Annotated in this window: 11 protein-coding genes; 7 read left to right on the top strand and 4 right to left on the bottom strand. The window is 39.7% G+C overall.

Annotation, left to right across the window (positions count from 1 at the left end):
- Window positions 1–32: 32 nt before the first annotated feature.
- Complete coding sequence (gene rsfS, locus GFH32_RS01400) at window positions 33–407, bottom strand: ribosome silencing factor (protein WP_153509381.1); 375 nt, start codon at window positions 405–407, stop codon at window positions 33–35.
- Between the two features lie 49 nt (window positions 408–456).
- Between rsfS and GFH32_RS01395 the strand changes: the two genes are divergently transcribed.
- From GFH32_RS01395 to gloA2, 7 genes are all read left to right on the top strand, one after another.
- A complete protein-coding gene (locus GFH32_RS01395; protein WP_160366911.1) occupies window positions 457–1,236 on the top strand; it encodes a biotin--[acetyl-CoA-carboxylase] ligase in 780 nt (259 codons plus the stop codon).
- 91 nt (window positions 1,237–1,327) lie between these two features.
- Window positions 1,328–1,780, top strand: coding sequence for a protein-disulfide reductase DsbD domain-containing protein (locus GFH32_RS01390; RefSeq protein WP_153509379.1), 453 nt, complete (start codon window positions 1,328–1,330; stop codon window positions 1,778–1,780).
- Window positions 1,781–1,853: 73 nt separating this feature from the next.
- On the top strand, window positions 1,854–3,554 hold the full coding sequence (locus tag GFH32_RS01385) for a protein-disulfide reductase DsbD family protein (protein WP_153509378.1): 1,701 nt from the start codon (window positions 1,854–1,856) through the stop codon (window positions 3,552–3,554).
- A gap of 373 nt (window positions 3,555–3,927) precedes the next feature.
- A complete protein-coding gene (gene pfkA, locus GFH32_RS01380) occupies window positions 3,928–4,902 on the top strand; it encodes a 6-phosphofructokinase (protein ID WP_153509377.1) in 975 nt (324 codons plus the stop codon).
- Between the two features lie 138 nt (window positions 4,903–5,040).
- Window positions 5,041–5,199: a hypothetical protein gene (locus GFH32_RS01375; protein WP_153509376.1), complete on the top strand. Its 159-nt coding sequence runs from the start codon at window positions 5,041–5,043 to the stop codon at window positions 5,197–5,199.
- A 71-nt stretch (window positions 5,200–5,270) separates the two neighbouring features.
- On the top strand, window positions 5,271–6,575 hold the full coding sequence (locus tag GFH32_RS01370; RefSeq protein ID WP_153509375.1) for a UDP-N-acetylmuramoyl-tripeptide--D-alanyl-D-alanine ligase: 1,305 nt from the start codon (window positions 5,271–5,273) through the stop codon (window positions 6,573–6,575).
- A complete protein-coding gene (gene gloA2 / locus GFH32_RS01365; RefSeq protein WP_153509374.1) occupies window positions 6,575–6,964 on the top strand; it encodes an SMU1112c/YaeR family gloxylase I-like metalloprotein in 390 nt (129 codons plus the stop codon). The genes GFH32_RS01370 and gloA2 overlap by 1 nt, the downstream gene beginning before the upstream one ends.
- 3 nt (window positions 6,965–6,967) lie before the next feature.
- Here gloA2 and GFH32_RS01360 read toward each other — a convergent pair whose 3' ends face one another.
- The 3 genes from GFH32_RS01360 to uvrA are packed head-to-tail and all read right to left on the bottom strand — an operon-like array spanning window position 6,968 to window position 11,920.
- Window positions 6,968–7,414 carry an RrF2 family transcriptional regulator gene (locus tag GFH32_RS01360; protein WP_153509373.1) on the bottom strand — a complete coding sequence of 149 codons (447 nt, stop codon included), beginning with the start codon at window positions 7,412–7,414 and terminating at the stop codon, window positions 6,968–6,970.
- A gap of 46 nt (window positions 7,415–7,460) precedes the next feature.
- A complete protein-coding gene (gene pafA / locus GFH32_RS01355) occupies window positions 7,461–9,104 on the bottom strand; it encodes an alkaline phosphatase PafA (RefSeq protein WP_153509372.1) in 1,644 nt (547 codons plus the stop codon).
- A gap of 14 nt (window positions 9,105–9,118) precedes the next feature.
- Complete coding sequence (gene uvrA, locus GFH32_RS01350; RefSeq protein WP_153509371.1) at window positions 9,119–11,920, bottom strand: excinuclease ABC subunit UvrA; 2,802 nt, start codon at window positions 11,918–11,920, stop codon at window positions 9,119–9,121.
- Window positions 11,921–11,952: the final 32 nt, after the last annotated feature.

The raw sequence follows: 11,952 nt of genomic DNA, 5'->3' as shown, positions 1-11,952 counted from the left end.
ATACACTTAAACTACGTTTGACTTTTTAAACTCTATGCACTTTGATACGTGCTAATTTGGGCATCCCCCCACAAATCCTCTATTCTGTAATGATCGCGAGTCGCTGTTTTAAAGATGTGAACAACAACATCGACAAAGTCGAGCAGTACCCATTCGCCATTTCCATGACCTTCTTTATGCCAAGTATCTTGGCCAAAGGCTTTATAAACTTCTTCCTCAACACTTCTGGCGATCGCATTTACCTGCACATTGGAGTCGGCATGGCAGATAACAAAATAATCAGACAAAGTCCCATTCACTTCGCGCATATCCAATCTCACTATTTCATTTCCCTTCTTTTCTTGCATACCGTGTATGACAACATCCGCTAGCTTCTCGGACAACGAAGACTTTTTGTTTTTACTCATCAAGATTTATTATACTTTTGACTGATAAATTTTTAAACGCTATTATCTTTTGCAAAATAACATATTTTCGGGAGATTCACGACCCCTAAATTTAATTGTTTTAGACGAGGTTACTTCCACAAACGATTATTTAAAAAGTCAACTGTCAAAATTCAAGCCACTTCCCGAGTTTACTGCCATTATGGCAAGAAAGCAAACAAATGGTCGTGGACAACGCGACAATACGTGGCTTTCAGCCCCAAATGTCAATATTACGTTCAGTTTATTGCTATACCCCGTCTTTCTCAAATTAAGAGATCATTTTATACTGAATATGTGTGTTAGTTTGGGCATTATCGATTGGTTTCATTCGTTACAAATCGACGCGAAAATCAAATGGCCGAACGACCTCATGATTAACGATAAAAAAGTTACCGGCATTTTGATTGAGAACAAGAGCAATTCTAAAGGAATTAAGGAGTCCATAATTGGAATTGGAATAAACGCCAATCAAGAAGAATTCCCAGGAGAGATTGCAGAAAAAGCAAGCTCTATTTTTCGAGAAACAAATTATACCGTCCCCTCCCTAGAAAATTCGTGCCGAGAAATTATTAACTACATAACTAAACGATATATCGCTTTAGAGAAGCAGGAGATTTCGCATGAAAATTTACTAGCGGAATATAACGAAAACCTATTTCTACGCAATCAGACATCGAAGTATCGTGCTGGCGATGAAATTTTCGAGGCAAAAATATTGCGCGTTGACGAGGATGGAAAGCTATATTTAGAAACAAATGACGGGGTAACAACATTTTATTTTAAAGAAGTCGAATTTCTTTTGCAATAAATCGATTACATAGAATTAAATTTCATTATAAATCCTACCTTTGATTTAAACTTTATTGGCTTCTAGCAGTCAATGATTAAAAGTAATTTACATGAAAAGAATAAATTTATTAATTGCGTTTTTAGTATTTGCCGTTTCAGGCGTTATGGCACAGGTTCATAACCCGGTTAAATGGTCGGTAGGATTCAAAAAACTAGCCAACAATGAAGCAGTTATTTTGATCAAAGCAAATGTTGAAGAGGGATGGCATATCTACGGTATGAACGTACCTGCTGGTGGTCCAGAATCAACAACTTTTACTTACACTCCTGCGAACGGAGCAAAAGTTCAAGGTAAAACTTTAGCAAAAGAACCTAAGTCAAAATTCGAGGACGTGTTCAAAATGAACGTTCCTTATTACAACGGTGAAGTTGTATTCCAACAAAAGGTAAAACTTGCTAACAACAAACCTACAACTGTAAAAGGTGTTGCATCGTTTATGGCGTGTGATAAAGAACGTTGTCTTCCACCCGATGAGTACGAGTTTGCTGTAACCATAAAGTAAAACTTTAAGATTTACAATTTACAAGGCAGGGAATCCCCTGCCTTTTTGTATTTTTGAACTTTAATTTTCGAATATGTGCAAATTAAAATTCCTATTCATAACCCTTTCGTGGTTATTTCTAAGTATATCATTCCCTACAAGCAGTTTCGCTCAAGATTCTTTGGTTAATTATGAAGATGTAGATTTTGGTGCAGGTGAAGTAGAAAGCGACGCAACACAGGATACGCTTGTTGCCACAGAAGATGTTGTCTTCTCTGATGGACAAGATACCTTGAGTCAAGACTCGACAGCAAAAGCTTCTGCAAGTGCTGTTGCGGCACCGCAGGAATCAAAATCTCTTTGGGGAATCTTTATCGCTGGCCTTATCGGCGGTTTTGCAGCATTTCTAATGCCTTGTATCTTCCCGATGGTGCCTTTGACAGTCTCTTTCTTTACCAAGAAATCAGACTCCAGAAGTAAAGCCATTTCTCAAGCCTTTTTATACGGGCTGTTTATCATCGTTATTTATGTAGCATTAGGTATGTTGATTACCATTGCGTTCGGTCCAGAGGCCTTAAATGCACTCTCCACCAACGGAATTTTCAACTTCCTATTCTTCCTTTTACTGGTTGTCTTTGCGGCTTCATTTTTCGGAGCATTCGAGATCACCTTACCAAGCTCATTTGTCAACAAGATTGACTCCAATTCCGATAAAAGCGGATTGGTCGGTTTGTTCTTTATGTCGGCTAGTTTAGCAGTTGTTTCTTTCTCTTGTACAGGTCCGATAATCGGGACCCTGCTTGTAGAAGCGGCAACCAAAGGCGAGCGTTTAGGACCTGCTGTGGGTATGTTTGGCTTCTCTTTAGCTTTAGCCATTCCATTTGTATTATTTGCGATGTTCCCTTCATTATTAAAATCATTACCTAAATCAGGCGGATGGTTAAACAGTGTGAAAGTGGTTTTAGGTTTCTTAGAGCTAGCTTTAGCGATGAAATTCCTTTCCAACGTGGATTTAGCGTACAACTGGCAGTTATTGGATCGGGAAATATTCCTAGCCCTATGGATCGTAATCTTTGGATTAATGGGACTTTACCTATTGGGGAAAATCAAGTTCTCTCACGATAGTGACTTAGCTTTTCTATCGGTTCCTCGCTTAGTATTAACAATTGTTGTATTCTCCTTTGTCGTTTATATGATCCCAGGAATGTGGGGCGCTCCATTAAAATCGATTGCAGCCTTCCTTCCTCCAATTGGAACACAGGATTTTGATATCTCTAGTGCTAGTGGTCATAGCGCAACGGCAACGGATGCGGCTAGCAGAAAGCATTATAGCCATTTCCACAGTCGTGCAACAATTAAAGGATTCGATCCTTACTATGATTATGATGAGGCATTGGCAGCAGCAAAGGCAGAGAATAAGCCATTGATGATTGACTTTACCGGCTGGACTTGTGTAAACTGTCGCAAGATGGAAGCCTCGGTATGGTCGGATCCAAAAGTGAAGGGTCTAATCAATGAAAACTTTATTTTAGTCGAGTTATATGTTGATGAGCACGATTTGAAATTACCTGAAGCGGAGCAATATGTTTCCAAAGAAACAGGCAAAAAGATCAATACGGTTGGTAAGAAAAATACGGACTTTCAGATCACTCGCTTTCAGAGCAATTCCCAACCCTTGTATGCAATCGTAGGTGCTGATGAGCAATTACTGGTTCCAGCAAGTGGCGCAAATTATGATATTGAGAGCTATGCAGCCTATTTGCAGAGCGCTATAGACGCTTATAAAGCGAAATAAAAATCCCTAATAAAGAAATAAAGCGCCGTATTGTCTTCCAACAATACGGCGCTTTTTATTTAATGTCATCAAGACTCCCTCTATCACAAAAACAAGGATTGCATTCATTCCCAAGATTCTATTCCTATCCCCGACCCATTAAGCAAGCACTCGATTTCAATCTAAGCCAATATATTACCCTTTCACTTCCGATTCGCATGGGAATTGTAAGGACTTTGTAAGGGATTTGAAAGGGAAGTAGAACTTTTCAGTTTAGAAAAAGATTTCGCATATTCGGCAATCGTTTGACACTGATTTGGTGATTTTCATGTAATTTTGTGATCAACCTATACAATAAACAATACTAACGCCAAGGAATTGGTATATTTGAAATATGAGCAACATAAAGAACATAGCCGTATTAACTTCAGGAGGAGATGCACCTGGTATGAACGCTGCGATTCGCGCAGTTGTAAGAACAGGTATTTATCATGGTATTAATATGTTTGGTATCCGTCGCGGATACGACGGATTAGTTCATGGGGATATTATTTCTATGGATGCGAAATCTGTAGCAAACATTATTCAGCGTGGTGGTACAATCTTGAAAACCGCACGTAGCGATGAATTTCGCACGATTGAAGGAAGAAAGCAAGCTTACGAGAACATTAAGAAACTAAATATAGACGCCCTTGTCGTAATTGGTGGGGATGGGACATTTACTGGAGCAGCGAAATTAATTGAAGAATTTGAGGTTCCTGTTATCGGGATCCCAGGTACTATCGACAATGACCTTGCAGGAACTGACTTTACGATTGGATATGACACGGCAATCAACACCGTTGTTGACGCGGTAGATAAGATCCGCGACACAGCAGAATCGCATGACCGTTTATTCGTCGTTGAAGTGATGGGCCGTGACTCTGGATTAATTGCCCTTCGCTCTGGTATCAGCACTGGTGCGGAAGCCGTATTAATCCCTGAACTTAAAGTTGACTATGACGCAATCATGAAACGCCTCGATAAAACGCGTAAGAATAAATCTTCCCGTATTATCATTGTAGCTGAAGGGGATGAAGAAGGCGGATTAGTCGTTGCAGAGAAAATAAAACAAAACTTTCCTTCGTACGATGTGCGAGTTTCGATCTTAGGCCATATCCAACGCGGTGGAAAACCTACTTGTATGGATCGCGTATTGGCGAGCCGCTTAGGCGTTGCCTCAGTTGAAGGTCTTTTAGAAGGTCGCCAAGGTGAGATGGCTGGCTTGATTTGCGGCAACGTACAATTTACGCCATTCACGAAAGCAATTAAGCATATCGATAAAATCAACACAAACTTAACACGTATTGTAGAAATCTTATCATTATAATCGCTTCTTCAAGCATAAAATATCAACAAAAAGGTATCCCAATGGGATACCTTTTTGCATTATTCGAATTTGATTAAAACTTATATACCCCTTATCTTGTATATTACACAACAACTATTATATAAATATAAAAAGTACATGGACTCAAAAAAGAAGAAAATGGTGCTCACCATTGCACTTCTATGTCTACTCGCTGGGTTTGCAATAGGCGCATATGTGGCAAGTAAAGAGAAGGAGATTGCAAAAGATCAGATGGGAAGAAATCGAACGGTTTCTACACTTCATAATCAAAAATAGAGCGATAAAAAATTGCTTGATTTTATTGGCAATGGCTAAATGCATACTTACCTTTGTTAAAAAATAATGTAATGCAAACAGCACAACTTTATCAACTCTATCTAGCATTTCCACAGGTTTGTACCGATACTCGACAAATCAGTAAAGATTGTATTTTCTTTGCTTTAAAAGGAGAATCATTCAATGGAAACAGTTTTGCAGCGCAAGCTTTAGCACAAGGGGCAAAATACGTTGTAATTGACGATCCTCAATATGCAAAAGACGAGGAAAACTACATACTAGTAGATGATGTGCTTACAAGTTTACAAGATCTTGCTCGTTACCACAGAAAGCAATTAAACATCCCTTTTATTGGTATCACAGGAACCAATGGGAAAACGACTACCAAAGAATTGGTTTACGCAGTTCTATCTCAGAAATTTAAAACTTTTGCGACCAAAGGAAATCTGAATAACCATATCGGTGTACCCCTTACTATTCTTTCCCTTCCAAAAGATCTAGAAATTGCGATTATCGAAATGGGAGCAAATCATCAGGAAGAAATCGCTTTCTTAAGCGGTATTTCTTTGCCTACCCATGGCTTGATTACAAACGTTGGAAAAGCACACCTAGAGGGTTTCGGGTCATTTGAAGGTGTTAAGAAAACGAAAGGTGAATTATACGACTTTCTAAAAGAACATCAAGGATTAGCCTTTATACAAGGCGACAATCAGGAACTACGAGCCATGGCAGAGGCGCGTGGTTTAGAGCACATCATTTGGTACGGATTTTCAGCAGAGAATGCTGTTCAAGGCGGCTTAGTAAAGGCGAACCCCATGTTAACGATATTTTGGAAACAACAAGGGCATGACGTAACATACGAGGTAAATAGTAACCTAACTGGAGCCTACAATACGGAGAATATGTTAGCAGCTGTTGCTTTAGGTTTACATTTTGACTTAAGCGCAGAGCAAATCAACCATGGATTAAGCAGCTACGTTCCACAAAACAATCGCTCACAGGTTGTTAAGACATCACGTAATACGGTTATTGCGGACTATTACAATGCCAACGCGAGCAGCATGGCCGCAGCATTGGGTAATATGGAGGTTATAGAAGCTCCGAAAAAAGTGATCATTTTGGGTGATATGTTCGAAATGGGGGATGAAAGTGAAGCAGAGCACCGCAAAGTGATTGAACACGCAAAATCTATTGCTGTTGACCAATTAGTTTTCGTTGGTAAAGCTTTTTATGCTTTGAGAGATGAGTCTGCCGAATATTATGAAACGACCGAGGATTTTCGAAAAAGTCTTGCTTCAAAGCCTATATCAGACGCGATGGTCCTATTGAAAGCATCGCGCGGAATGGCATTCGAAAATCTAATGGATCTCTTGTAATGCTTGGTCTAACTGGAGTACATCACATTGCTATTATCTGCAGCGATTATCAAAGATCAAAGCAGTTCTATACAGAGGTATTAGGCCTAGGTATTCTGCGAGAAGTTTTCCGTGAAACACGAAACTCCTATAAGTTAGATCTCAGCTTAAATGGAGAATATATTATTGAGCTATTTTCATTTCCTAATCCGCCGGCACGTCCGAGTTTTCCGGAAGCACTTGGTTTACGCCATCTAGCTTTTTCCGTTCTTGATATTAAGGCTGAAAGGGACCGTTTGTTGAATTTAGGGATAGCGGTAGAGGAGATTCGTATAGATGAAATCACTGAAAAAAGGTTCACTTTCTTCAGTGATCCCGATGGCTTACCCATCGAACTATACGAGACTTAATATTTAGTTGGAATCGTCTTCTAGGTTCAATTCCTTTTCTTTATTGATCAAATGCGAGATGCTTGTATCATTCAAGATTTGAAGCATCGCATTTCGTACTTCTACAAACACATCGCGAATACCACAAGCATGTTCTTCTACACACTCTTCACAAGAGCGATAAAAATTCAAGCTAACACATGGAAGTAAGGCAATTGGTCCATCAATCAATCGCATAACCTGCGATAAGTAGATATCTTCGGGGGCCTTATTAAGGCTATATCCACCGCCAGCACCTTTTTTGGAGTACAAAATCCCAGCATTTCGCATTTCTAATAGGATTTGCTCAAGAAATTTTTTCGGAATACGTTCCTCCTCAGCTATTTTGCCGATTTGCATGGGTTCTTGTCCGAAATTCCTGCCTAATACCATTAGGGCTTTGATTGCGTATTTTGTTTTCTTAGAAAGCATATTTATAAATAGGTGAACTATTCCCTGTTCCTCAAATGTACTAAATTTAATCGTTCCCTAAAACTTCAACAATCGGTTGACCAATCGATCCGTTTGGTTCCATCACATGTAAAAGTGAGGATATGGTAGGTGCAATATCTGTTACGTGAACAACTTTGTTCGACTTACCATGTTTAATACCCCAACCCATAAATACTAATGGAATATGAGAGTCATAAGGCGTCCAAGTTCCATGGGTAGTACCGGTAGAACGTGGCGTGCCATCATACCATTGAGGCTCAGTGATAATCTGAATCGCTCCGCTTCGTTTACGATTATATCCATTGATGATCTTCTCTCGCAAAGGCGCTGGCAATAACATGTTTTCACCTCCTTCAACATCAACAACATAAGCAACTCCATCTTCATGGCGCAACTGCTTAATAATTGATTTCTTAATTGCCTCCTCATCTAATTTATTATCCTCAATTACTTTATAGTTTAGATGTACTTGGTAATTCATCAGACTTCTCACTAAATTCTCAGCTCCAAATTCTGCTTTTAACTTTTCATTCAAGTTTCTATGAAGCTGTCTAGAAAAGAAATAACCACCATTCCCACGCATGTCCATGAAGTAACGCGAATTGTAAGATGCAGCATGATCTGCCGTTAAGAAGAATGTATAATTTCCCTTTCCAACAGTTTGATCTAGATATTTAAAAAAGGCTGCTAGTTCTTGATCCAATCTAAGGTAGATGTCTTCGATTTCAACTGAAGATAAAGAATAGCGATGACCTACATAATCAGTCGCTGAAAGACTCACGCAAAGAAAGTCCGTTGCTTTTTTGGGATTGTTTCCTAATTTTTCGTTTTTGATAGCTTCTTTAGCAAAGTCTAACGTGATCTGATTCCCATAAGGCGTAGATTTTATCAGTTCGTATCCTGCATCTTTCATTAACAAGGAAGTCTTTCTTGGGAAGGTAGGTTTCTCTTCTCCTGCCCATTTACCTTCATACTCATTATCATCCGACACGCTGTTATTCACATAGGTATCAATCGGGTATAACGTATTCCAATCTTGCTTCAAATACTTATCAGCAAGCTTCTGCTTATTAAAAGAATTTACCCAGGTTGGTAGATTTTTCATGTAATACGTACTTGAAATCCAATCTCCAGATTTTGCCTCAAACCAATACGCAGCATCGGCAAAATGACCTGCTGGTAAAATACCACCGCGGTCTTTAATCGCAATACCTACGACTTTAGAGTTGAAATTCGTAGCAAGCTTTAATTGATCCGTCACAGTAGAAGCCAATAGATTTCTTGGTGATTGCTTACCTTCTTTCTCTACGGTGCCTACACCAACAACCGCATCATCCTGTGTACAGTACATAGGATTTCCAGTTTGTTGTTCAATCCAGTCATTCCCCGCAATTCCATGTATGGACGGCACAGACCCAGTATATACAGAGCTATGCCCTATTGCTGTAAACGTAGGGACGTAATCAATAATTGTATTCTCGCAAGAATAGCCTTCATTTAGTAGGCGTTTAAAACCATCGTTTCCGTAGCGGTCAGCGAAGCGATAAAGATAGTCCCATCTCATTTGATCGACCATTAAGCCTATGACCAACTTAGGTCTTTCAACTTGCGCACTTAGCGCAGTACAAAAACCTAGAAATAACAATGTTGCGTATACTCGTTTTAACATAGTACTTGTTTTATTTAAGAATTTAGGTGTCTTAGTAAATAGTTTCCGGTGTAAGAGTCTTTTTGCTTAACAAGATCCTCTGGAACTCCAGCAAAGACGACCTTACCCCCATTATTTCCTCCCTCTGGACCAATATCAATAACCCAGTCGGCCGATTTAATCATGTCAAGGTTATGTTCAATAACCAAAACACTATTGCCTTGTTCAATAAGTGCATTGAAGGCTTTCAATAACTTTTCAATATCATGAAAGTGAAGACCTGTTGTAGGTTCATCAAATATAAATAGCGTTTTCTTCTGATTATTGCCTTTGATTAAGAAAGAAGCTAGTTTGATACGCTGCGCTTCCCCACCAGATAGTGTGCTGGATGATTGCCCAAGCTTCACGTAGCCCAAACCTACTTCCTGTAAAGGGCTTAGTTTGTTCAATATCTTCGGCTGATCAGCAAAGAATTCCACCGCTTCATCCACACTTAAGTCTAATATATCTGCAACAGATTTCTCTTTGTAGGTCACATCAAGAACGTGTTGTTTAAAGCGCTTACCACCGCATGCTTCACATGGAAGTACAATATCTGCCATAAACTGCATTTCTATCTTAACAACACCTTCGCCTTGACACATCTCACAACGACCGCCCTCTACATTAAATGAAAATGCGGAAGGTTTTAACCCATTTGCTTTGGATGCCGGCAAGCTCGAGTATAGCGCCCGTACTTCGTCCCATGCCTTAACGTAAGTTACAGGATTCGAACGGGTAGAACGACCAATTGGATTCTGGTCCACCATTTCAATTTGCTCTACAAGATCCATCGCGCCTTCAATAGCATCGAAAATACCTGTTTGTTCACCAGAATAACTTCCCAGTGCTTTTTGTAAGGCTGGATATAGAATACGCTTGACTAGGGATGTTTTCCCAGAACCAGACACTCCAGAAACAACAGTAAAAACATGTAATGGAAAGTCAACTGTAATGTTTTGTAAATTATTTTCACGTGCTCCCTTGATCCGAATTGAATCCGCCCATTTTCTACGGCGTTTTGGAACAGGAATGCTGATATCACCACTCAAATATTGGCCCGTTAAACTCTCCTTATCTTTGATAATTTGATCGTAGGTCCCTGCAAAGACAAGCTCTCCGCCATGTATCCCTGCTTCTGGCCCGATATCAATCAAATAGTCGGCGGCCTCCATCATCTCTTGTTCATGCTCTACAACAATCACCGTGTTACCAGCATCGCGCAAAGACTTCAACACCGATATTAATCGCTGCGTATCGCGCGGATGTAAGCCTATGCTAGGTTCATCAAGCACATAAATCGATCCCACCAAGGAACTACCTAAGGATGTTGCTAAATTAATCCGCTGAGATTCTCCGCCAGACAAACTATTACTTAAGCGATTCAATGTCAGGTAGCTAAGACCAACATCACACAAAAATTGTAATCTGTTCACAATCTCCGCTAACAAACGCTTTGCAATTATCGTTTCATTCTCCGTCAATTCGAGGTTATTAAACAAATCATACGCTTTGTCTAGGGGCAGTAAAACGATATCTGTAATGGAACGTCCATTGACCTTTACAAAGGAAGCGTCTTTGCGCAGACGCGTACCTTTACAATCTGGACAGTCTGTTTTTCCGCGATAGCGGGATAGCATTACGCGGTATTGTATTTTATAAGTTTGCTCTTCGAGTTCTGCAAAGAATTCATTTAATCCACGGAAATGTTGATTACCTGTCCACAATAGCTCTTGCTGCTCTTTCGTTAATTCGCTATAATCACGATGGATTGGAAAATCGAATTTAATCGCAGACCTGACAAGTTTATCTAACCATGCGCCCATCTTTTCTCCGCGCCACGGTGCTATTGCACCGTCAAATACAGATCGGCTTTTATCCGGGATAACAAGGTCTGGATCAATCCCAATAACTTTACCATAGCCCTCGCAGCGCTTACATGCTCCGTAAGGATTATTGAAACTGAAAAAATTAGGTGTTGGTTCTTCGAAGATTATCCCATCGAGTTCAAATTTATCGGAAAAATGAAAAGATTGATCTCCAGCTTCGACATCACACTCTCCTTTCCCTTCAAAATATGCTGTTTGAACTGAATCCGCCAATCGATTAATCGTATCCTCAGAATGATCCAAAACAATACGGTCAATAACAATAAAGATTTCTCCGACTTGGAAGCTTGTATTCGCCACCTCCTTATCTTCAATAATCGATTCTATCTTCTTGATTGCCCCTTGATATTTAATTCGGGTAAACCCTTTCTGAAGTAATAGGGAAAGTTCCTCTTTTAATTTTCGGTCGTTAAGTGGGATTAACGCGCTGTATATAGTAACTGTTGTATCATCTTCGAAAGCCAACATTTTGTCAACAATCGAAGTCACAGAGTCTTTTTTCACCTCTTGCCCAGAAATCGGCGATATTGTTCGCCCAATTCGAGCATAGAGAAGCTTTAAATAATCATAAATTTCGGTTGAAGTTCCAACCGTAGAACGTGGATTACTTGAAATAACCTTTTGCTCAATAGCAATTGCTGGTGCAATACCCTTGATATAATCTACATCAGGCTTATTCATACGCCCCATAAATTGACGGGCATAAGACGATAAACTTTCGACATATCGGCGTTGTCCTTCAGCATAAAGGGTATCGAATGCCAGCGAGGATTTCCCTGAACCTGACATACCAGTAATTACAATAAGCTTGTTTTTGGGGATATCTACATCAATGTTCTTAAGATTATTTACTCGAGCACCTTTGATTTGGATATGAGACTTTGGACTATGACTTGCACGTTCTTGCATAACTATCAAAGTTATGGAAAACTCTACAAAAG

Source organism: Sphingobacteruim zhuxiongii, assembly GCF_009557615.1.
GTDB lineage: Bacteria > Bacteroidota > Bacteroidia > Sphingobacteriales > Sphingobacteriaceae > Sphingobacterium > Sphingobacterium zhuxiongii.
Note: the sequence above shows the minus strand (reverse complement) of the source record. Positions and strands in the feature narration are given on the sequence as shown.

What these genes read in the sequence shown, in the direction of transcription:
- rsfS (WP_153509381.1), bottom strand. Translation starts at nt 407, where the DNA reads ATGAGTAAAAACAAAAAGTCTTCGTTGTCCGAGAAGCTAGCGGATGTT.
- GFH32_RS01390 (WP_153509379.1), top strand. Translation starts at nt 1,328, where the DNA reads ATGAAAAGAATAAATTTATTAATTGCGTTTTTAGTATTTGCCGTTTCA.
- GFH32_RS01385 (WP_153509378.1), top strand. Translation starts at nt 1,854, where the DNA reads ATGTGCAAATTAAAATTCCTATTCATAACCCTTTCGTGGTTATTTCTA.
- pfkA (WP_153509377.1), top strand. Translation starts at nt 3,928, where the DNA reads ATGAGCAACATAAAGAACATAGCCGTATTAACTTCAGGAGGAGATGCA.
- GFH32_RS01375 (WP_153509376.1), top strand. Translation starts at nt 5,041, where the DNA reads ATGGACTCAAAAAAGAAGAAAATGGTGCTCACCATTGCACTTCTATGT.
- GFH32_RS01370 (WP_153509375.1), top strand. Translation starts at nt 5,271, where the DNA reads ATGCAAACAGCACAACTTTATCAACTCTATCTAGCATTTCCACAGGTT.
- gloA2 (WP_153509374.1), top strand. Translation starts at nt 6,575, where the DNA reads ATGCTTGGTCTAACTGGAGTACATCACATTGCTATTATCTGCAGCGAT.
- GFH32_RS01360 (WP_153509373.1), bottom strand. Translation starts at nt 7,414, where the DNA reads ATGCTTTCTAAGAAAACAAAATACGCAATCAAAGCCCTAATGGTATTA.
- pafA (WP_153509372.1), bottom strand. Translation starts at nt 9,104, where the DNA reads ATGTTAAAACGAGTATACGCAACATTGTTATTTCTAGGTTTTTGTACT.
- uvrA (WP_153509371.1), bottom strand. Translation starts at nt 11,920, where the DNA reads ATGCAAGAACGTGCAAGTCATAGTCCAAAGTCTCATATCCAAATCAAA.